This is a genomic window from Campylobacter sp. BCW_4341 (assembly GCF_001764255.1).
Classification (GTDB): Bacteria; Campylobacterota; Campylobacteria; order Campylobacterales; family Campylobacteraceae; genus Campylobacter_D; species Campylobacter_D jejuni.
This window is the reverse complement of the sequence record NZ_MKAH01000005.1, coordinates 118,075-138,991: the sequence shown is the minus strand read 5'-3', so window position 1 is coordinate 138,991 and position 20,917 is coordinate 118,075. Positions and strand designations below refer to the sequence as shown.

General features: G+C 30.7%; 20 protein-coding genes. 2 read left to right on the top strand and 18 right to left on the bottom strand.

Annotation, left to right across the window (positions count from 1 at the left end; genetic code table 11):
* Window positions 1–58 precede the first annotated feature (58 nt).
* Window positions 59–763 carry a putative metalloprotease CJM1_0395 family protein gene (locus AJN70_RS00780; RefSeq protein WP_052776088.1) on the top strand — a complete coding sequence of 235 codons (705 nt, stop codon included), beginning with the start codon at window positions 59–61 and terminating at the stop codon, window positions 761–763.
* 108 nt (window positions 764–871) lie between these two features.
* Here the strand turns inward: AJN70_RS00780 and AJN70_RS00775 are convergent, their stop codons facing one another.
* The 10 genes from AJN70_RS00775 to lgt form a co-directional block, all read right to left on the bottom strand.
* A complete protein-coding gene (locus AJN70_RS00775; RefSeq protein WP_053872204.1) occupies window positions 872–1,564 on the bottom strand; it encodes a hypothetical protein in 693 nt (230 codons plus the stop codon).
* Window positions 1,565–1,771: 207 nt separating this feature from the next.
* Entirely contained in the window at window positions 1,772–3,493 is a 1,722-nt protein-coding gene (locus tag AJN70_RS00770; RefSeq protein ID WP_044780459.1) for a GMC family oxidoreductase, read from the bottom strand.
* A 1-nt stretch (window position 3,494) separates the two neighbouring features.
* Window positions 3,495–4,223, bottom strand: a complete 729-nt coding sequence (locus AJN70_RS00765; protein WP_002857555.1) for a gluconate 2-dehydrogenase subunit 3 family protein — start codon at window positions 4,221–4,223, stop codon at window positions 3,495–3,497.
* 135 nt (window positions 4,224–4,358) lie between these two features.
* Complete coding sequence (locus tag AJN70_RS00760; protein WP_044780457.1) at window positions 4,359–5,063, bottom strand: tetratricopeptide repeat protein; 705 nt, start codon at window positions 5,061–5,063, stop codon at window positions 4,359–4,361.
* Window positions 5,063–6,892 (bottom strand): dynamin family protein, encoded by a 1,830-nt coding sequence (locus tag AJN70_RS00755; protein ID WP_070233626.1) that lies wholly within the window; start codon window positions 6,890–6,892, stop codon window positions 5,063–5,065. The genes AJN70_RS00760 and AJN70_RS00755 overlap by 1 nt, the downstream gene beginning before the upstream one ends.
* Window positions 6,882–9,068 carry a dynamin family protein gene (locus AJN70_RS00750; RefSeq protein WP_070295337.1) on the bottom strand — a complete coding sequence of 729 codons (2,187 nt, stop codon included), beginning with the start codon at window positions 9,066–9,068 and terminating at the stop codon, window positions 6,882–6,884. Before AJN70_RS00750 ends, AJN70_RS00755 begins: the two co-directional genes overlap by 11 nt.
* Before the next feature lie 27 nt (window positions 9,069–9,095).
* Entirely contained in the window at window positions 9,096–9,821 is a 726-nt protein-coding gene (locus tag AJN70_RS00745; RefSeq protein ID WP_002854302.1) for a fumarate reductase iron-sulfur subunit, read from the bottom strand.
* Window positions 9,814–11,805, bottom strand: coding sequence for a fumarate reductase flavoprotein subunit (locus AJN70_RS00740; protein WP_002861159.1), 1,992 nt, complete (start codon window positions 11,803–11,805; stop codon window positions 9,814–9,816). The genes AJN70_RS00745 and AJN70_RS00740 overlap by 8 nt, the downstream gene beginning before the upstream one ends.
* A complete protein-coding gene (locus tag AJN70_RS00735; RefSeq protein ID WP_002854660.1) occupies window positions 11,789–12,571 on the bottom strand; it encodes a fumarate reductase cytochrome b subunit in 783 nt (260 codons plus the stop codon). The genes AJN70_RS00740 and AJN70_RS00735 overlap by 17 nt, the downstream gene beginning before the upstream one ends.
* A 67-nt stretch (window positions 12,572–12,638) precedes the next feature.
* Window positions 12,639–13,454 carry a prolipoprotein diacylglyceryl transferase gene (gene lgt, locus AJN70_RS00730; protein WP_070233628.1) on the bottom strand — a complete coding sequence of 272 codons (816 nt, stop codon included), beginning with the start codon at window positions 13,452–13,454 and terminating at the stop codon, window positions 12,639–12,641.
* A gap of 89 nt (window positions 13,455–13,543) precedes the next feature.
* Between lgt and AJN70_RS00725 the strand changes: the two genes are divergently transcribed.
* Window positions 13,544–14,443: a membrane lipoprotein lipid attachment site-containing protein gene (locus AJN70_RS00725; RefSeq protein WP_070233629.1), complete on the top strand. Its 900-nt coding sequence runs from the start codon at window positions 13,544–13,546 to the stop codon at window positions 14,441–14,443.
* Window positions 14,444–14,494: 51 nt separating this feature from the next.
* On the opposite strand, the gene AJN70_RS00720 is transcribed toward AJN70_RS00725, so the two are convergent.
* From AJN70_RS00720 to gatC, 8 genes are all read right to left on the bottom strand, one after another.
* Entirely contained in the window at window positions 14,495–15,283 is a 789-nt protein-coding gene (locus tag AJN70_RS00720; protein ID WP_070276423.1) for a shikimate dehydrogenase, read from the bottom strand.
* Entirely contained in the window at window positions 15,280–16,116 is an 837-nt protein-coding gene (locus AJN70_RS00715) for an SPOR domain-containing protein (protein WP_004313898.1), read from the bottom strand. The genes AJN70_RS00720 and AJN70_RS00715 overlap by 4 nt, the downstream gene beginning before the upstream one ends.
* 13 nt (window positions 16,117–16,129) lie before the next feature.
* Window positions 16,130–16,675 (bottom strand): DUF1882 domain-containing protein, encoded by a 546-nt coding sequence (locus AJN70_RS00710; protein ID WP_002870803.1) that lies wholly within the window; start codon window positions 16,673–16,675, stop codon window positions 16,130–16,132.
* The gene (locus tag AJN70_RS00705) at window positions 16,672–17,916 is read right to left on the bottom strand and encodes a serine hydroxymethyltransferase (protein WP_002870802.1); all 1,245 of its coding nucleotides are present in this window, start codon (window positions 17,914–17,916) and stop codon (window positions 16,672–16,674) included. Before AJN70_RS00705 ends, AJN70_RS00710 begins: the two co-directional genes overlap by 4 nt.
* Window positions 17,913–19,418, bottom strand: coding sequence for a lysine--tRNA ligase (gene lysS / locus AJN70_RS00700; RefSeq protein ID WP_070295336.1), 1,506 nt, complete (start codon window positions 19,416–19,418; stop codon window positions 17,913–17,915). The genes AJN70_RS00705 and lysS overlap by 4 nt, the downstream gene beginning before the upstream one ends.
* The gene (locus AJN70_RS00695; RefSeq protein ID WP_002854230.1) at window positions 19,419–19,892 is read right to left on the bottom strand and encodes a Fur family transcriptional regulator; all 474 of its coding nucleotides are present in this window, start codon (window positions 19,890–19,892) and stop codon (window positions 19,419–19,421) included.
* Window position 19,893: 1 nt separating this feature from the next.
* Window positions 19,894–20,457 carry a CvpA family protein gene (locus AJN70_RS00690; RefSeq protein ID WP_002869932.1) on the bottom strand — a complete coding sequence of 188 codons (564 nt, stop codon included), beginning with the start codon at window positions 20,455–20,457 and terminating at the stop codon, window positions 19,894–19,896.
* Window positions 20,458–20,524: 67 nt separating this feature from the next.
* Entirely contained in the window at window positions 20,525–20,809 is a 285-nt protein-coding gene (gatC, locus tag AJN70_RS00685) for an Asp-tRNA(Asn)/Glu-tRNA(Gln) amidotransferase subunit GatC (RefSeq protein WP_002858734.1), read from the bottom strand.
* Window positions 20,810–20,917: the final 108 nt, after the last annotated feature.

Here is a 20,917-nt window from a genome sequence, read left to right as displayed (position 1 = left end):
ATTTTTAAGTCAAAATGCGTTAAAATTCCTAAAATTTAAAAAACAAAAAGGAGGATAAATGCAAATTAGTTCAAGTTATAACTCTTATGATTACTACTCTAGCAAACCTTCTTTTGATAAAACAAATCAATCCGATTCCACTCAAAAAGATGAAAAAAATCTTAGTGAAAATAAAGATGATAAAGAAAAAAATGGCGAACAAACCCAAATGGTTAATGGCGTAGAGCTAAGCCAAAAAGAAGTAGCTCAAGTTCGCGAACTTCAAAGTATCGATAGAAATGTAAAAGCTCATGAAGCTGCACATCAAGCTGCGGGCGGCGGCTTAGCAGGTGCTGCAAGTTTTACTTATACAAGAGGCCCTGATAATCAAATGTATGCTACAGCGGGCGAAGTTCCTATCAGCATGCAAAAAGGAAACACACCAGAAGAAACTATAGCCAATGCAAGACAAATCGCAGCAGCAGCTATGGCTCCTGCTGATCCTAGCCCGCAAGACTATAAAGTTGCAGCAAATGCTTCAAAAATGGAATTTGAAGCAAGAGCTGAAGCAATGAAGCTTAAAGCCGAGGAAGCCAAAGAAAAAGAAGAAGAAAATAAAGAAAAAGATGACAAAAATTCAGAAAATAGCTTAGAAAAAACAGATAAAGATTCAAAAAACAACGATAAAAATTCAAATTTTGATAAAGATTTTAAAAATTTCATAGCCAAAACTTATCAACAAAACTCACAAAATAACGACATTAAATTCAACATCGCATCTTAAAATTCTTAATTTAAATAAAAAATTTCCTTATGAAAATGATGGCTTGAATTTATATGTTAAGATATTTAACATTTTTTATCCTTTTTTATAATTTAAATTTTTGCATTATCAAGCCTTAATATCTATACTTTTTGGTGCAGAATTTAAAGAAAGGATTTTGTTAAATTCTCCTGCATCATCACTAAATTTCACACCAAAAAGAAGTTCTAATTCTTTACTAGTGCTAAATTTACCTTCTAATAGTTTTTTTACAAGCTCATTCATTTTACTATCATCTTTGTAAGTTTCTTTGTTTTTACTTTCTGCTTGTATAGGTTTGAAAGTTTCTTTGTCTTCTTTTTGATTGTTTTTATTAGTTAAGAACCTATCTATATCTTCTTGAGTAAGTGGCTTACCAAGTTCATTAAAAAATTGTTTTTCCCTTTGTGCCCTTTCAGCACCCCATATTTTCTCAAATTCATTCATACTTGTAAGAGTTTTTAAAAGATCAACTTTTCGTCTATGAAGTGCGGACAAATCTACGCCTTCTGTAAGATAGTCTGTGCCAAATTTATTAAGTATTTTTATTTCATCCTTGCTTAGTTTATCTTCCATATATCTTTTATATAAAGAGTTTTCTACTTCTTTTACATCAGCAGATCCATTATAGCCATTTTCTTCTTTAAATTTTTCAAGATCTCCAAATTTTTTTATTATGGATTCATAATAAGCATCATCATCATTTTTAAGCACAGCTTTTTTATTGCTTGTGTTATTATTTAGATAATTGATATTTGTATATTGAGTATCAAAATTTACCATAGAAAACCCTTTTTTTATGATATTTTATTAAAATAATCTTGGATTCCAACCACCAAGAGCAGACTACATTTGCCTTTTTGTATAATTATAGTTTGAATAAGAATTTGTACCATTAATCATTTTCGCCTTCCTTGATATTATATACTATATCGGAAGAAAATTAAAAATTTATAATCTTGAGAGTTTTCAAAAACTCTCAAGTTATTATCAAGCTAAGCTTTTTCCACTTTTATGATATTTTAAAATACCTTCAGCACAGCGATAAGCCAAAGCTCCCACAGTATCAGTTGGATTATATCCACTATTGTGTTGGAAATTTCCTGCTCCTACAACAAAAAGATTATCCGCATCCCAGTGTTGTAAATAAGTATTAACCACACTAGTTTCTCTATCTGCACCCATTGTTGTTCCACCTGTGTTATGAGTAGATTGATAAGGTACAACGCTATAATCCTTAAGATAAGCGCCTTTTTTAATTGATTTTACTCCTTGCATTCTTTTTGCTACCTCAGCTGTTTTATCTGTGATAAATTTATGCAAAGCTCTATCTTGATCGGTGAAATTATAAGTTAAGCGTAAAAGTGGCATACCAAAAGCATCTTTATAAGTTGGATCAAGACTTAAATAATTATTCTTATGAGGCAAAGAAGCACCTTGTCCTGCTACGGTAATAGCTCTTGTGAAATTATAGTTTAATGCTTTTTTAAATTCAGCACCCCAAGTTGGAGCTCCTGCTGGAAGTGGGGCTGATTGTATAGGGCGAGTTCCAAGCTGAACGCTATAAATCATAGCTCCATGAAGGAATTTTTCCTTAGAATGATCAAAATTATCTCCGTTAAAATCATCACTCGTAGTTCCTAAAGCACCTGAACCCATGAAGGTGTTAAATTGCTCATCAAAGAAAGCTGTTGTACCCATATTCATTTGGTAACAATAATTTCTACCTAAAGTTCCTTTACCTGTTTTTGGATCGTATTGCTCACCTATGTTGCTTACCATTAAAAGCTTAGCATTGTTAAACATATAACTTGTAAGCACAACTATATCAGCAGGCTGGATATACTCTTTCATCGTTCTAGTATCGACAAATTTCACCCCTGTTACTTTTCCGTCTTTTTTAAGAATTTGCGTTACATTGCTATAAGTACGTATGGTGTATTTACCTGTGCTCATAGCCTTTGGAATTACTGTATTTAAAGGACTTGCTTTTGCGCCATACTCACAACCAAAACGCTCACAATACGCACAGTATTGACAAGGAGCTAAATCTTGACCATCAGGGTTTGTATAGCCACCTTTAGAATTTGAAGCTGGCAAACGATAAGTGTGTAAATTTGAACTTTTTGCTGCACTTTCAAATCGTTTAAGCATTTTAGTATTTTCAAGAGGTTCTTGTGGATAAGGACTGGATCTAAAAGCTCCCATTTTTTCCGCTAAAGGATTTGGTTCACCTGATACCCCACAGGTTTTTTCAAATCTATCATAATAAGGCTCCATATCCTTATAAGTCACGCCCCAATCTTGCAAGGTATAATCATTACCTAATTTATTACCATATCTTTGTTTGCTTAGGGTTTGAATTTCAAAGTCATAAGGCATAAACCTAAAAGTCCAACCATTCCAATGCACCCCTGCACCGCCAACATTATTACCCAATAAAAACGAACCCATTTTACGATAAGGTAAGGCTAAACCACTAGGATCATGGCGAAAAGTCACAGTGTCTTTTGAGCAATCTTGCATCAAACCATAATTAATCCCGTATCTCCACTCATCATGGATAAAATTAAAATTTTCAGTACTTTGCATATGTCCGCGTTCTAAACTAAGTACATTCAAACCTGCTTTAGTAAGCTCTGCAGCCACTATACCTCCAGTCCATCCTGCTCCAACTGTTAGCACATCTACTTTTTTTAATACTTCAGCCATTTTAACTCTCCATATCTGCTAAACCCATAGGTTCAATGTTAAAAAATTCATCACTTGCAATTTTATCCACATAGCTCATTTGTGCGCCTGGATATTGCATCATTCTCCAACCATTTTTATTATCATTTCCGCCATAAATTGGATCAGCTAAAACTCCAGCTACTGTCATATCTCTTAAAAGTGTGAAAAAATAAGAAGATTTAAAACCTGTAGTTTGAATTTTTCCTTTTTCAAAATCGCTTAAAATTTTATCCTGATCTCCACCTTTAAGCAAAGAAAAAGATTTTTTATAACGCTTTTGAGCATTTTCTTCAAGAGCATGCACGCCTTCTAAAAAAATATCTTTGCGTTGCATAGGGGTTTGATAACCTTGTTCGGCTTTGCCCTCCATGAAAGGCCCTTGCATATATTCTCTATCATTATAACCATAAGCACTAGCTAGCTGATTATCGATAAAATAAGGCACGCCTAAACCTATAGCTCCTTCTCCTTGCTCATCTTTAGGATAAATTCTTTCACAGGCTGCACTTAAGGTATCAAATTCAGTTTGAGTTTGAAAAAACATTCTACCTCTAATTTTATTTGATTTTCCTTGTGAAGCTTGATGCGAATGCGTAAGTTCTGCTGCCTTTAAAACAGCACCGCCACCTATAGTGCTAGCTGCTACTACAGAACCACCTAGAAGCCCTAGTTTAAAAAAGCTTCTGCGATCAATAATATTGTCTTGCATTACTTCTCCTTGATAATAATTTAAACAAGACTATATTAGTCCTATTAATATAAATTTAACTTTAAAAAGCGATAAATTTTGTGTTATTCTTAATTTTATTTAAGTATATCTTTGAAAGTAATGAAAATAGAACTTTTAATAAAGCTCTATATCTTTAGAATTAAGTTCTTTATAAGCTGCACAAGCTTCTTGATGTTTTTGATCACAAGCCATGCCAAAATATCTTTTTGCCTTTGTTAGATCTTGTTTTTCTAGTTGATTATAGCGTCCTAACAAATAACAAGCCTCACTAAAACCTAAAGTGCAAGATTTAGAATAAAAAGCAAGGGCAGATTTTACACTTGCCTTAACAAGCTCTCCTTTATCATATAAAGATCCTAACTGATAACAAGCTCTTGCATTTTTTAAATCACAAGATCTTTTATAAAAACTTGAAGCCATTTGTCCATCTTTTTCTTTTTCATAAAATAAAGCTATATTATTACAACTTAACGATTCTCCTAAAGCACAAGCTTTATTAAAAGCCAAAAGAGCTTCATTTTTATAACCTTGATTTTGCAAAAGCAAAGCCATATTAGAACACGCATTTGCTAAACCCAATTTACAAGCTTTATCATAAAATTTATAAGCTTGATTTAAATCCTTACTCACACCCTTAGCACTCTCATGCATAAAAGCTAAAGAAAAACAAGCTTTAGAAATATCTTTTTCGCAAAGATTCTTAAAAATTTCATAAGCTTTATCAAATTTATTTGCCTCGTAAAGTTTTAAACCCTCTTCTAGCTCACTTAATGCAAATAATGAATTAAAAAATAAAAATAAAGCTAAAAATATTCTCATCAATCTTCCTTTATATTTTCTCTAACATTTAAAATCTGTGCTCTTCTTTTTTGAAGTTCTGCTTTTTTAAGATCTAAAAATTTATTTTTTTCTTGGATTAAATTTTGACTTTGTTCTAAGAAATTTTTTGCAATTTTTATCAGAATAGGCTTATTAATAAGCAAAGCTTCAAACTCATAAACATTTAATTCATTTAAAACTCTTTCATAAATTTCGCTTTTTTTAGGATAAAAAAGTACAAATTCAGAACTATCAAGCTCATAAAGAACACGGCTTTCATTGATTTTACGACTAAAAAATGCAAGGCTTAGTTTTGTAGCATTTTCATAATTTGTAAAAGCCTTAAGATTTAATTTTTCAAAAAATAAATCAAGCTCTAAAATACTTTTAAATAAAAGCTCTTTAAAATCTTTCAAAAAGTACTCATCGCTTGCATTACAAAAAGCTCTTAATTCACTAAAATTTTTATCACTTTGGAAAATGTGATCTTTTTGTATGTTTGAAAATTCTGCTTTAAAAAGCAAAATTTCTCTTTCAAGTATGTTTATAAAATCTTTTAATTTCATCTTGATTTCTTCAAAAGATTTATAAAGTTCATTTTTGATTTTTTTAAACTCTTTACTCATCACATCACTATTATAAAACATCGCCAAAAAAGCATCGTCGCTTGAAATATAAGGCGCTTTATAATCATATCTTGTGTATAAATCTTTCTTTAAAAATCCTTTGCTTTCTTTGTAAAAATAAGCATCTTTTTCCTTAACACTTGCAAAAATTTCACTAGAAATTCTTTCGCTAATGCTTTTAAGCTGTTCTAAAATCTGATGGTTTAAAATTTCAATCTCTTTTAAAAAATTTTCATACGCTAAAAGTAAATGCTTTTCATAACTTTGAAATTGATTTAATAAACGATCAAAAATACCTACAAAAAGTTGGTTTTCATCTTCTAAAATTTCGCATAAATTTAAAATTTTTCTTTTAACAAATTTTTCTTTTAAAGCTGTTGTATCTAGCTGAGTTAAAAAATCAAGCAAAGATTGAAAATTAGATTTTTCATAGCTTTGCTCATCTTTGGCTTCTTTGCAAGAAATAGCAATAAGCTCATTAAAATATTTTAAAAACACACTTTTTGCATAATTTAAAACATTATCTAGCTCTTCTGTGTTTAATTTATCTTTTTGATTTAATACACAAATGCTATTTTCTCCTAAAAGTTCTAAATTTGCTTTTATGGCATCTTCTTCACTTTTTTTACCCGCATTATCAATCAAACTTAACCAAATCGCCCCATGAATATTTTTAAGCTCATCAAGAGTTGTTAAAGTATCATTTTCATTTGCATTTAAACCTGGAGTATCTACAAGAGTGATTTTTTCAAGTAAAGGAATGGGTGCAAAAATATGCAAACTTTTTGCTTGTTTTACTTCATTTCTTTGATCCGTATAAAAGGCTAATTTTTCTATATTTGTGATAATATCACTTCCATCTTCAAATTCTACTCTTAAAAAATATTCTTTTGCATAGCGTAAAAAAGTAGGTTTAAAAGTAACAGGAACAACACCCGTAGGCAAACAATCACACCCTAAGATCAAATTTAGCAAACTTGATTTACCACTTGAAAACTGCCCTATAATAGCGATATTAACATTCTTATCCAAAGAAAACACAAGCTCTTTTAATTCATTTTCTAAAGCATAACTTGCGTGCATAAAAGGCTCGTTAAGTTCCTTGCAAAGCTCTTGAATACGCCCTTTAAAGCTATCATCAAAACTCACACTATAAGTATTTTCATAGGCTTTTATAAAATCATTTAAAAGATTAATCTGCATTTAAAAGCCCCATTTCAAGTTGTTTTAATTTTTCAATTTTTTCTAAATTTTCTTCAAAAGAATTTAAAATATTAATATCTTGATTTTTCAGACTCTGTAAAACTTTTTCAAGACTTTCTAATTTTGATTTTTGATTTTTTTCATAATGTTTTAATTTATCATTTAAAAACTCAAAAAATGCTTCATTGATATTTAAAGAGTTTAAAATTTCGCTCATTTTAAATTCTTTAAAAGTATCAAAAATAACCGTATCTAAATTCGTTTCAAGCTCATATAAATCTGATTTTAGATTGCTTAATTTTTCAATTTTCAATCTTAAAAGTGCAAATTTTTCGCTTTGAAAAATACTATCTATATTTTTTGAAATTCCATCTTTAAAACCTTCAAAACCATTATCAAAATCATCTTTTAAAAAATCATATTTTAAAGATAAATTTGTTTTAAGCTCCTCGATTTTTTTAATATTTTCAAATTTAATTTCTCTTAAAATATCATTAATTCCATCTTTTGTAGTAATATCAACTATATTTAAAATACGAGAAAGATTAAGCTTTTGTGCATTATTTTTCAGATATTTAAACTCATCTATCAAGCGTTCTTTTAATTTTTTAGCCAAAAGTAAAACAAGATTATCTATGCCACTATCTATATTTTTAAGTTTTGCAATGGAATTTGAAATTTCATCTTGTGCTTCTTTTAACAAGGTATTTTGCTTTTGAAGTTCAAGTAAAAGCTTTTGATTTTCTTCACTTACACCTTGTTTATTCTCCTTAATAAGACGATTTTGCATTTCATATTCGCTTAGAATATTTTTAAGCTCTAAATGTAATTCTTTTTTGTAAGCTCTTAAGGCAATCTTACTTTTTTCTCCTGCATAAAGCTCGTTAAAAAGATAGTTTTCAAATTCTTGCATACCACTTTTTTGCAAACTTTCCTTAGGCGCTAAACCCTTATAAAAATCACTTGCCATTTTAGCACTCACACATAAAAAATCAATCTTTTCCACCAAATTTTCATCTAAATCCACAAGTCTTGATTTTAAGCTTTCTTTGGTATAAACAATGACTTCTTCTAAATCCTTTTTGCTTAACAAATCCGCTTTAGTTAAAACAATTAAAAACTTACTCAGCCTTGAGTTTAAAAGACAATGCACCAAAAAGTCCGCATCCTTTTGAGTCAAGCTTTGAGAAGCATTCATTAAATGAATTAAAAAATCACTTTCTCTAAGATACTCATTTGTAACAATTTCTCTTTGAACTACAACATCATCAAGCCCTGGAGTATCAACTATAGAAATATTATTTTTTAAAAAATCTAAATGACTTTTAATTTCTATTTTTTTAATTAAAGCTGAAATTTTATTTTTAGCTGAACTGAAATTTTTAAGCTCACAAAGTGCGATATTTTGTATTAAAGGTTTATCTTTGATAAAATCCTCTATATTTACACTCTTATCCAGCTTGTCAATAAATTCTTTTAAATCTGCATTAAAGTGCGAACTTTCAAGTATATTTTGCCATTCTTTTTTATCCCAAAAATATATCCTTGCTTCTTCACTCTTACCATAGCTTAATACTGTTAAATTAGCTGTTTCAGGTATGTTTGAAACCCCTAAAAAATCTTCTTTTAAAAGAGTATTTAAAAGACTTGATTTTCCTGCATTCATCACGCCAGTGATGGCTATATTAAACTCTAAATTTTGAATTTTTTCCAAAGTTTTTTGAAGTCTTGATTTTAAATTTTCATCAAAACTTAGCTTTTGAAGCTCCAAATTAATGGCGTTTAATTCTTTAAAATCATTTTGAAATAAAGCTTTTTGATCTATACTTTGAACTTTTTCTTGTGAAATAAAATCAAATATTTCAGTATTTTTTGAAATTTTTTCTAAAATTTTTAGAGCCTTAAGCAAATCTTGCTTTGAAATAAAACCTGATTTAAAAAGATTTAAAATACAAATTTGAGCATTTTGTATACTAAAAATATCCACTCTTAAATCAATTTTTTTGCAAAGCTCTTGAAATTCTTTTAAGAGAAAATATCTTTCATAATTGTCTTTATTGACACTTAAAATAATCGCACACTCGGCCGTATCAAGTTTGCTTTTATTTTGAAATTTAGCATCAAAATTTAAAAATTGGAGTTCATTTTGCCAAATTTTTTGGAATAATTCTTTCATAATCTTCCCCTTAAAAAGGGGAAAGATTTATTTATTTCTTTGAGCCACAAGTTGTCTTCTCATATAAGCAATTTTACTTTGCAAAGGTAATTCTTTAGGGCAATTATCTTCACAAGCAAGCAATGACATACAACCAAAAACACCATCATCATCGCCCACTAATTCATAAAAATCTTCCACACTTCTATGGTCATGCGGATCTTGTAAATATCTAGCTGTTCTTAAAAGTCCTGTAGCAGCTATGAAATTTGGACGCATAAGTTTAGTTGCACAAGAAGCTACACAAATTCCACACTCTATACAACGATCAAGTTCAAAAGTTTCATCCGCAACCTCTGGCTCAATGCGTTCTTCAAGTTTAGAAATATCAGTTTCTTTTTCATTATGCACCCAGCTTTCAACACGCTTACACATGTCTTCAAACCACTCGCCTGTATTCACGCTTAAATCTTTAATATGTCTAAATGCAGGCATAGGCATAAGCTCTATCACTCCATCAGGATAATCTTTAGTTAAAGTTTTGCAAGCAAGTTTTGGCACTCCATTAATCATCATTGCACAAGATCCGCAAATCCCTGCACGACAAACAAAGTCAAAACTCAGATCCGCATCCATTTTTTCACGGATCAAAGTCAAACATACAAAAACTGTCATAAAAGGAGTTTCTTCAAGCTCATAAGTCACAAAATGTGGTTTAGAAATTTTGCTTAAAGGATTATATTTAAATGCCTTTATTGTCAATTTTCTACTCATAATCAACTCCTATTCTTTGGTTTGGTGCTTTATATTTAGCTTGCAATTCATAAGGCATTAAAGCATTTTGAATTTCATAACGACCTTTGCCTTCAGCTTCCATTTTTTCACGGATAGCATCCACTTCAGCTTGGCGTTTTTCACTTAAAGGATTTTCTATAATATTTCCTTTAGCTCCATATCCACGGAATGCTGGTGGAATTTCCATTTTCATAATATCAAGCTCTTCGTATTCTATGCGTGGTAAGGTTTCGCCTTCTACCCAAAAAGTATTGGTTCTTTTCATCCAATTTAAATCATCTCTTTTTGGATAATCTTCTCTATAATGCGCCCCACGACTTTCTGTTCTTAAAAGCGCTCCATAAGCTACACAAAGTGCTATTTTTAACATTCTTGGCACTCTATACGCTTCTTCAAGCTCTGGATTTGCACAATCAAGTTCTTTACAATGTACTTTAACGTCTTGAGAATCTTTATAAAGTTTTTCAAGTTCATCTACTGCTTCTTTCAAACCTTCACCTGTTCTAAAGATGGCCACCTTATCCCACATGATTTCTTTCATTCTGTTTTTGATTTCAAAAACATTATATTTACCTTCTTTATCTACTAAAGATTTTAAATATTGATACTCTTTAGTTAAGAAGTCTTTTACTACATTTGTGTCAATTACTTCACCATTATTTTTACAATAATCTGCAAAATAATCTCCCACTATCATACCTGCTACAACAGTTTCAGCACATGAATTTCCACCTAAACGATTAAATCCGTGCATATCCCAGCAAGCTGCTTCTCCACAAGCAAAAAGTCCGTTTAACCATTGACTTTCACCTGTTGGTTTAGTTCTAATTCCACCCATAGAATAATGCTGCATTGGAAGAACTGGCGCCCAACCTTTTGGACCTTCATCTGCTGGATCAATACCATTGAAAGTTTTGCAAATATCTTGTACATCACGGAGATTTTTTTCCACATGAGCACGACCCAATATAGAAATATCAAGCCATAAATGATCCCCATAAGGGCTTTTTACACCTTTGCCTTTACGAATATGTTCCATCATTCTACGACTTACCACATCACGACTTGCAAGTTCTTTTTTCTCTGGTTCATAATCAGGCATAAAACGATATCCATCCACGTCACGTAAAATTCCACCATCACCACGACAACCTTCAGTAAGCAAAATACCGCTTGGTACAATAGGAGTTGGATGAAATTGCACTGCTTCCATATTTGAAAGTCTGCAAAGCCCTGTTTCAAGAGCAATGGCTGCGCCCGTTCCTTCACAAATTACTGCATTTGTAGTTTGCTTATAAATTCTACCATAGCCCCCTGTTGCTATCATGGTTCCTCTTGCAATATAAGCAATAAGTTGTCCATTAGTTAAATCTCTAGCGATCACACCTAAGCATTTTTTACCATCATGGATAATTCTTACTGCTTCCATTCTATCAATAATTTTTACTTGATGTTTAATAGCTTCATTTGCTACACCATAAAGCATACAATGCCCTGTTGCATCTGCGATATAGCAAGTTCTCCATTTTTTAGTTCCACCAAAATCTCTAGCATTAATAAGCCCGTGCGCTTCTTCTTTTTCTTCAATCACAGTTTTTTGTGCATTGATTACAACAGTTCTTGGACCTTTGGTAACTCTAGTCCAAGGCACACCCCAAGCCGCAAGCTCACGCACTGCTTTTGGCGCAGTTTGAGCAAACATTCTTGCTACTTCTTGATCACAGCCCCAATCACTTCCTTTTACTGTATCTGCAAAGTGAAGATCTTCATTATCACCCTCACCTTTTGCCCCATTTGCTAAACTTGCCTGCATACCTCCTTGCACCGCTGCAGAGTGAGAACGCTTCACTGGACAAATACTTAAAAGTGTTACACTTTGGCCACTCTTTGCTACTTCAATAGCCGCTCTAAGACCTGCTAATCCTCCGCCTATTACTAAAGCATCACTATATTGTATATTCATAATTTGCTCCATTGTAGTTTTTTATCATCGCAGTAGTTTGGGTTTGATTTTGGTAGTTTTCATAACCTATCTTTATAAATGCTGCAAGACTTAACACACCTAAAACTAGGAAGAAAATACTGATTATCCATTTAGCAGTTTTAAGCTTTTTACGACTTTCTTTTACATTTTTTCCTTCAAACCAACCCCATTTAACACAAAGTCTATAAAGCCCTATACTTCCATGAAGCTCAACACACACTAAAAGAACAGCATAAAAAAGCCACATAAAATGACTTACAACCCTATCTCCTGACATATCACCACTAATTTTATCTGCATTGGTTACAATAAAAATAAGATGAGCAGAACCTAAGAAAAACATAATAAAACCTGTAAAAGCTTGAACCCACCATAACGAAGTATCGCTGTGATTCATTTTTTTACTGTGTGTTCTTAGTATTTGATACTGACGGTAATTAATAGGAAATTTTCTCATTGCAAGTAAAGCATGAACGAAAAAAACCACTAAAACACAGGCAGCCAAAAATGAAGTAAGATAACTCATAACAGGATTATCGTAAACAAATTTTAATTCTAAAAAATGTACCACAGAATTAAAAAAATCCTCACTGACTAAAATTGTAGAAACAAAAAGCATATGCACCCACATAAAAAGACCTAAAAAAAGCCCTGAGGCGCTTTGGATAAAGTCTAATTTCGCAGGCATTTTACTTTTTTTGCCCTCAATGCTCTTACCCAAATAACCTTCGATAAGCTCACGCATCTTTACTCCTTTGTAAAAAGAAATTAAAAAATCCATTTCATTATATTACAAAAGTCTTTAAGATAGATTAAATATTTACTTTTTTAAACTTTATACAAATATAAACTAACAAAGCTGTTATAAACATTATAAAACTTAAAATTTGTCCCATACTCATACCCCATAAAACAAAACCCATACCAAAATCAGGCTCGCGATAAAATTCACATATAAATCTTGCCAATGAATAAGCACCAGCATAAACAAGAATCAATTCCCCTTGAAAACTTTGCTTAAATCTTGCTAAATAAACTATAATAAAAACAACAATACCTTCTAAAAATGCTTCATAAAGTTGCGATGGATGACGCAATACTCCATCAACATAAATTCCCCAAGGCACATTTGTAATGCGACCAAAAAGCTCTTGATTTAAAAAATTTCCTATACGACCAAAAACATAAGCCAATGGAACACTTAAAGCAACCAAATCAAGAAAAATCCAAGGATTTGTTTTATATTTTTTACAAAACAATAAAGTAGCTATCAAAAATCCTATAATTGCTCCATGATAACTCATACCTCGAATACCTACAAATTCACCATTAATATAAGGATTAAAAATTTGCCAAGGATGAGTAATATAATACATAGTATTTGCATCATAAATCAAAATATATCCAAGCCTTGCACCTAAAATAACCCCTATTTCAACCCATATAAAATAACTATCCAAATGTTTTTCATTAATGTCTAGTTGAAATTTTCTTACAAAAAATTTAGCCAAAAGCAAAGCCAAAAGCAAAGCTATAACATACATAATGCCATACCAATGCACCTTTAAACCAAAGATGCTAAAAGCTATAACATTAAAATTTGAATAAATATGCTGCCAAAATTCCATATATCTTTCCTAATTTTCTTTTATAAAAATATAACAAAAAAACTTTAACTTGCTATAATTAACACAAACACATTAAATAAAGGTAAAAAATGAAAAAATATATTTTACTTGCTAGTAGTATGTTAATTTTAGCAGCTTGTGGGGGTACAAGTAGTAATTTTGTCAATGTTTCTATGCCAAATTTTAAACCCCAAGTTCCAACAAAGGTTGAACCTATTGATTCTGGAGTAAGCATTGCTCTTGAGCCTATTAATATAGAACAAAATAACAATTATTCTGATTATTTTGAAAATTCAGTGCTTAAAATTCGCATAGAAAAAGAAATTGATCTTTTAAAACAAAATTTAGAAGAGCAGATCAAAACCATCGCTCAACTAAAAGGCTATAAAATAGTTACTACTAATCCAGACTACACTCTTAAAAGTTCAATCAGTATTTATACAGAAGAAAAAAATGCACAAAAAACAAGCAATTTTATGAGTGGAGATTATGTAAAATCCAATTTAGGTATAAATTTTAAAGGTAAAATAGATTTTATAGATGCACACAATCCACAAAATTCAACCAATCTTTCAAGCAGCACCAAACTGGATTCTTTAGTTGCGCTTAACTATCCTATTAAAAATGATGATGGGGTTAATATGTTTAAAACTACTATCTCCACCGTACCAACTCAACTCAATAAAGGTTTGGAGCAACCTGCTTTTGAAATTGATAAAAGTTTTTTAGCTTTTTATAAAAATACATTAAATACACTTTATAACAATCTTCCAAAAGCAACAGACATAGGCAAAACTATACCTAATACAAACAGTAGTTTTAATAGTTTCGATGGCGATGCTACCTTTGAAGAAAGCTTACCTCAAACAAATTTTAATCAAAATAATACAATTGAAAACACACCTACGCAAAATATTCTTACAAATCCATCTTCAACAAATCAAAATAATCAAAGTAAAAATCAAGATGGGGTAGAAATATTTGAATGATAAAACTTGTGAGAAAATTAAATTTTCTCATACAAAAAAATAACTATCATTCTACTTTAAAATCAATGCTTGTTGCATTGCATTTTTTATCATCTCTCTTTTATCTTGTATTTCAAAAAAAAGCTCAAAAGCAAAAACCCCTTGCCATAAAAGCATATCAAGTCCATCTTTAATTTTTAAATGATACTCTTTACACAATCTATAAAAAGGTGTTTCTCTGCCATAAATTACCTCAAAAGCAAATTTAGCTTTAGGTAAAATTCTATCTAAAAGCTCCCTATCGCAAGGTAAATTTTCATCTTTTAATCCAGCAGAAGTTGAATTTATAACCAAATCAAAATCAAAATCTTGCAAGTCTTTATAAAGATAAGTTCGATAAGCTAAAAAATCTTTAAATCTTTCTTTGCTGCGATTAGCTATATACACTTCTATGCCTTTTTGTTTTAATGTATAAGCAAGTGCCAAAGCTGTACCTCCAGCACCTAAAATCAAAGCTTTTTTTATATTATCAAAATCCTTAATAGCTTCTAAAAAACCTAAAGCATCAGTATTATAAGCGTAAATTTTGTCTTCTTTTAAGCATAAAGTATTTGCAGAGCCAATATTTCTAGCAAAATCATCCTTCACATCAGCAATATCTAAAGCTTTTTCCTTAAAAGGCAAAGTAATATTAGCTCCACTAAGTCCTAATTTAAAAAAATCTTCTCTTAAACAGTTAGCATTTCTTAAATGATAGCGTGTATAAATACTATCAAGCCCTAAGGCTTTAATAGCATTATTATGCATTCTAGGCGATTTAGAGTGAGAAATAGGATCGCCTATAACTGCTAAAAATTTCATTTTAAAGTAAAAGAAAAAGCATCTTTTGCAATATCCTTACGGATTTTAGCAAGTTCTACTGCAATATTTGCCTTTTCAAATGGTCCTATTAAAACCTTAGTAATTTCTTTACCTCCAACTGTAGTTTTATAAAGTTTATAATCATAACCTTTTTGTTTTACAGAAGCAAGTTCTTTTGATTTTTGATCCAAATTACTTACTGAGAAAATTTGCACATAAATACCCGATGCTAAACCACTTGGATGTACAGGTTTAGCATCAACATTTTTAAATAAATCATTTGCATTTTGTTCTTTTTTAGGAGTTTGTTTTGTGCTTTCTTTTTCTTTTTTTACAGCTGTTTGTTTTTTTACTTCTTCTTTAGGTTTTGCAGTTTGTTTTACTTCTTGTTTGGGAGCACTTGCTTGCGGAGTGGTATTTTCTGAAGTAGTTGCTGTTGGTTCTGCTGGAACTTCTTGATCAGGCATAGCAAAATTTGTAGTATCATTGTTATTTGAACTAGAGGTTGTTGTATTTTGAGTTGTATTTTGTTCATCTTGAAATTGTTTTCTTAATGCCTCAAATTGATCTTCTGCTGAAGTATTATCTGTAATTGGCATACTTTCAAAAGAAGTATCATTGTTATTGTCTTGAGTTGCTATAGGTTCACTTGGTAATACACTTTGATTTTGCGTATTTTCATCACCACTACCATTAATAAGTTTCATAACTATCATGATAGCTAAAAACAAAATAACTAAAGCAATAACTCGTAAAAGAATTTTTTTTACTTTTTCACTTTTATTACTTTTTTCTAAAATAATATCATCAAATTCATTTTTTTGATTTTCCATAATTTGTCCTTTCTTACATGTGCTTAGACCAAGAACTTCCTCGTTCTTTTTGATAAACCTCATAAGGCAATATTAAAATATTAAATTCTCTAGGTACATCCATACTAGGAAACACCTTCCATTCTACTGGCATTTTACTTGCAAACATCATTGAAAGTTTAGACGCTAAAGAATAACCTTCGTTTAACGCCGTGTGTCCTTTGTGAATATAAAGATGTAAATGTCCTGGAGTTTTAGTCTTATAGGCTGTGAAATTTATAAAACCTTCTTCTCTTAAAATAAGTTGTGCACGGTGATAAAATCTTTCAGCATTAAAACCATTATAATCAAAGACAATATTTTCTACTTTATTATCTTTTGTTATTAAATCATGAGCGACAACAATTTTTTTAGCAGCGTGTTCTCTCATGACATTTAAATTTAAAGGAGCATCAACTCTTTCAAATTTATCAAAAAATAAGCGACCTCTATGTGTAGTTTTATTTACAATTTTATCGCGTCTTATATAATAATGATCGCCAATTATTTTAATTAGCGACATATCCATTGGTGAAATCAAAACATAGCCCTTTCATAAATAATAAAATTACTTGCAAGTTTTTTTAATTCTTGTTTAATATTCTCTTGTAATTTTTCATTATTAATATCATCTAAAATATCTGCAATATAATTTGACACAGTTTCCATTTCTTTTTCTTTAAAACCTCTGGCAGTAAGGGCTGGAGTTCCGAGTCTTAATCCACTTGTGATAAAAGGACTTCTAATCTCTCCTGGAACGGTATTTTTATTTGCAGTAATACCTGCATTTCCAAGAGCTAAATCTGCATCTTTTCCACTAAATTCACGATCTAAAAAACTCATTAAAACAAGGTGATTATCTGTTCCATCGCTAACAAGTTTAAATTTTCTATCCATTAAAACATTAGCTAAAACCTGAGCATTGGTTCTTACTTGTTTTGCATAAACTTTCCACTCATCGCTAAGATTAAATTTAAATCCTACTGCTTTTGCAGCAATTACATGCATCAAAGGACCACCTTGAATACCTGGAAAAATCGCAGAATTAATTTTTTTAGCAAGCTCTTCATCATTTGCCATAATAATACCACCTCTTGGACCACGCAAAGTTTTATGTGTAGTTGAGCTCACTACATGAGCGTGCGGAAAAGGACTTGGATGTTCGCCTGCTACAACAAGGCCTGCAATATGAGCTATGTCAGCAAAAAGATAAGCACCTATTTCATCGGCAATTTCTCTAAATTTAGCAAAATCAATCACTCTTGCATAAGCACTAGCTCCACAAACTATAAGTTTTGGCTTTTCTTTTTTAGCAATTTCTCTTACTTTTTCATAATCAATTCTTCCATCAAGTTCTACACCGTAAAAACAACTTTCGTACATTTTACCTGAAGAACTTACTTTTGCGCCATGAGTTAAATGTCCACCATGACTTAAATCCATTCCTAAAATTTTATCACCTGGATTAATCAAAGCCGCATAAACACCTTGATTAGCTTGAGAACCCGAATTAGGCTGAACATTAGCAAATTTACAATTAAAAAGTTTTTTACATCTTTCAATGGCTAGAGTTTCAATCTCATCAACAAATTCACAACCACCATAATATCTTTTACCCGGATAACCTTCTGCGTATTTGTTCGTCAAGATACTTCCCATAACTTCCATTACTTCAGGTAAAGTGAAATTTTCACTCGCTATCATTTCAAGACCTTCGCATTGACGCTCTAACTCTTTGTTTGTTAAATCAAAAATTTCTTTATCAAACATTTCTAAACTCATTCTTTCTCCTTTAGTTCTGATTTTAATGGACGCATTGCAGGAAACAATATCACATCACGAATGGATTTTTTATTTGTCAAAAGCATAACAAGTCTATCTATACCTATGCCCTGCCCTGCCGTTGGAGGCATTCCATAACCCAAAGCATTTACAAAATCTTCATCCATTTCACAAGCCTCTTCATCGCCTGCATTTTTAGCTTCAATTTGTTTTAAAAATCTCTCATATTGATCAAGAGGATCATTAAGCTCATTAAAACCATTTGCCAATTCTCTTCCGCAAATAAACAACTCAAATCTCTCAGCAATCTGAGAATCCTCATCGCTACGTCTTGATAAAGGACTTATGGAAATAGGAAAATCAATCACAAAAGTAGGATTGATCAATTTTTCTTCCACATAATTGTCAAAAAGTTCAGCTTGCAAATGTCCAAGTTCAAGCTTTTCATTCGCTTCAAAACCATCTGCTTTTAATTTAGTAAGAATTTTTTCCTTATCTTCGATTAAATCCCTATCTAAACCACCATACTTACAAAGTGCGTCTTTATAGGTTATTCTTTCAAAAGGTTTGGAAAAATTTATCATTTTTCCATCAAATTCTATTGTTTTTCCTAAATTAAGTTTATCCAAAAGTAAAGCAAAAAGTTCTTCGGTTAAATCCATTAAATCTTTATAATTATGATAGGCCCAATAAAATTCTATAGTTGTAAATTCGGGATTATGAGTTAAATCCATACCTTCGTTTCTAAAACAACGATTGATTTCAAAAACCGCCTCAAAACCACCTACTATAAGTCTTTTAAGATAAAGTTCTGGAGCAATTCTTAAAAATCTTTCTACGCCTAAAGAATTATGAAAAGTTACAAAAGGCTTAGCGTTTGCTCCACCTGCAATCGGATGCATCATAGGAGTTTCTACTTCTAAAAAGCCTTTATTTTCAAAAAAATGACGGATTAAACTCACCACTTTAGAACGCACTAAAAAATCTTTTCTAACTTCGACATTCATTATCATATCAACATAACGTTTACGATATCTTTGCTCAATATCTGTTAATCCATGATATTTTTCAGGTAAAGGAACAATAGCTTTTGTAGCGAGTTTTACTTCGCTTACATGCAAACTAAATTCACCTGTTTTAGTTACAAAAGGAAAACCTTTAACCAAAACAATATCACCCACCTCTAAATTCTTTTTTAAAATCGTATAAAGCTCTTCGCCTACGCTATCTTTACTAAAATAAATTTGTAAATTTGTATCCTCATCTTCAATGTTTGCAAAAATTGATTTCCCAGCTATACGCAAAAGTTTCAAACGTCCTGCAACAACAGCATTGACACTTTCATCTCTTTTTTCAACTTGCTCTAAAATATAAGAAAATTTATCCTTAAAAGTCTTTAAAGACATTTCCTTTTCTAAAAAATGAGGATAAGGATTAATCCCTAATTTTTTTAACTCTTTAGCTTTTTCTATTCTTTGCTGCTCTAAAATATTATCAAACATTTATATTTTTACCTTTGCTTTTTGATTATTACAATCACCACAAACACCATAAAGCTGCATCAAATGCCCTGTAAGTTTAAAACCATGTTCTTTTGCAATCAAGGCTTGCTGTCTTTCTATAATAGGATTTTCAAACTCTATAATTTTTCCGCAATTTTTACATATCATATGATCATGGTGAGGTTTATTAGCAAGCTCATATTTTTTACCTGCTGAACCAAAAGAAATGGAAGTTACCATTTCTGCTTCTTCAAGTAAATTTAAAGTACGATAAACAGTTGCAATTCCTACATTTAAATCAGGTTCAGCTTGTTTGATTTCCATATATAAACTTTCGGGTGTGTAATGAGTATCACTGTGATAAAGAGTTTTTAAAAGTACTTCTCTTTGCTTGGTATATTTAAGTCCGCCTTGTCTTAATATTTTTTTAAATCTCTCAAGTAAAACATCATATTCCACATTTTCTATCAGCATATCACTCCCCTTTTTGAGTATTGTTTAAATCACTTACAATATCTTGCAACTTTTCACTAGCATGATCTAGACTATTTTCTGTTAAAGGTTGATTCATAATAAAAGATCCCGTTTCTTTAAGTAAATTTAAAGTATAGCTATTTTTAGCAAAATTATCTAATTTATCATTTAAAAAATCAATTCTTGCCACACAAAAAACTAAAATTGCAAAAATTAAAAAGATTTTTGCTCCACCAAATATAAAGCCACCAATACGATCTAAAAAACCTAGGCCACTTAATTTAATCAACCTAGAAAGAAAATTACCCACCAATAAACAAACTATCCAAAAAATAATTAATATGGCTAAAAATCCAGCAAATCCAGCTAAGCTTTGATTTTCTATCTTATAAAAAGTACTTTGTATAAATTCAGCTGCTTGAGTTGCATATTTTGAAGCAATAAAAACACCACCAATAATACCCAAAAGTCCAAAAATTTCTTTTATCAAACCATTGATAATACCCTTAAGCCCTAAAAGCAAGGTAAATCCTAAAATAAAAGCATCAAACCAATAAAAATTCATTTCAATCACTCTCTGATTTTTTTTGTTTTAAATTTATTCTACAAATAAGCACTAAATGCTAAGTTAATCATTCTATGATTTTAGGAACAACAAAAAAATGTTCTTGTTTTTTTGGAGCACAATCTAAAACCTCATCAATAACATTGCTATTTCTTATCTCATCAATCCTCAAAGGAGCTCCACCTTTTATAGTACTCACAGTAATCTCTTGGGAATCTAAATCAAGTTCGTTTAATTTTTCAACAAAATTCACAATTTCACTTAACTGTGCAATAGTTTCATTTCTGTTTTTTGTTATTTGTAAAGCACTTAATTTTTCAAGCTTGCTTAATAATTTCTCATCTATTTGCATTTCTTAAACCTTAATAAAAAAGTTAAAATTTTGAAAATTATATCATAAAAAGCTTTAAATTGTTTAGGATATTTTGCAATTTATATGATACAATATCATAATTTTTCT

What these genes read in the sequence shown, in the direction of transcription:
- AJN70_RS00690 (WP_002869932.1), bottom strand. Translation starts at nt 20,457, where the DNA reads ATGAATTTTTATTGGTTTGATGCTTTTATTTTAGGATTTACCTTGCTT.
- AJN70_RS00755 (WP_070233626.1), bottom strand. Translation starts at nt 6,892, where the DNA reads ATGCAGATTAATCTTTTAAATGATTTTATAAAAGCCTATGAAAATACT.
- AJN70_RS00745 (WP_002854302.1), bottom strand. Translation starts at nt 9,821, where the DNA reads ATGAGTAGAAAATTGACAATAAAGGCATTTAAATATAATCCTTTAAGC.
- AJN70_RS00775 (WP_053872204.1), bottom strand. Translation starts at nt 1,564, where the DNA reads ATGGTAAATTTTGATACTCAATATACAAATATCAATTATCTAAATAAT.
- lgt (WP_070233628.1), bottom strand. Translation starts at nt 13,454, where the DNA reads ATGGAATTTTGGCAGCATATTTATTCAAATTTTAATGTTATAGCTTTT.
- AJN70_RS00765 (WP_002857555.1), bottom strand. Translation starts at nt 4,223, where the DNA reads ATGCAAGACAATATTATTGATCGCAGAAGCTTTTTTAAACTAGGGCTT.
- AJN70_RS00705 (WP_002870802.1), bottom strand. Translation starts at nt 17,916, where the DNA reads ATGAGTTTAGAAATGTTTGATAAAGAAATTTTTGATTTAACAAACAAA.
- AJN70_RS00720 (WP_070276423.1), bottom strand. Translation starts at nt 15,283, where the DNA reads ATGAAATTTTTAGCAGTTATAGGCGATCCTATTTCTCACTCTAAATCG.
- AJN70_RS00740 (WP_002861159.1), bottom strand. Translation starts at nt 11,805, where the DNA reads ATGAATATACAATATAGTGATGCTTTAGTAATAGGCGGAGGATTAGCA.
- AJN70_RS00780 (WP_052776088.1), top strand. Translation starts at nt 59, where the DNA reads ATGCAAATTAGTTCAAGTTATAACTCTTATGATTACTACTCTAGCAAA.
- AJN70_RS00715 (WP_004313898.1), bottom strand. Translation starts at nt 16,116, where the DNA reads ATGGAAAATCAAAAAAATGAATTTGATGATATTATTTTAGAAAAAAGT.
- AJN70_RS00750 (WP_070295337.1), bottom strand. Translation starts at nt 9,068, where the DNA reads ATGAAAGAATTATTCCAAAAAATTTGGCAAAATGAACTCCAATTTTTA.
- AJN70_RS00735 (WP_002854660.1), bottom strand. Translation starts at nt 12,571, where the DNA reads ATGCGTGAGCTTATCGAAGGTTATTTGGGTAAGAGCATTGAGGGCAAA.
- gatC (WP_002858734.1), bottom strand. Translation starts at nt 20,809, where the DNA reads ATGCAAATAGATGAGAAATTATTAAGCAAGCTTGAAAAATTAAGTGCT.
- AJN70_RS00770 (WP_044780459.1), bottom strand. Translation starts at nt 3,493, where the DNA reads ATGGCTGAAGTATTAAAAAAAGTAGATGTGCTAACAGTTGGAGCAGGA.
- AJN70_RS00760 (WP_044780457.1), bottom strand. Translation starts at nt 5,063, where the DNA reads ATGAGAATATTTTTAGCTTTATTTTTATTTTTTAATTCATTATTTGCA.
- lysS (WP_070295336.1), bottom strand. Translation starts at nt 19,418, where the DNA reads ATGTTTGATAATATTTTAGAGCAGCAAAGAATAGAAAAAGCTAAAGAG.
- AJN70_RS00695 (WP_002854230.1), bottom strand. Translation starts at nt 19,892, where the DNA reads ATGCTGATAGAAAATGTGGAATATGATGTTTTACTTGAGAGATTTAAA.
- AJN70_RS00725 (WP_070233629.1), top strand. Translation starts at nt 13,544, where the DNA reads ATGAAAAAATATATTTTACTTGCTAGTAGTATGTTAATTTTAGCAGCT.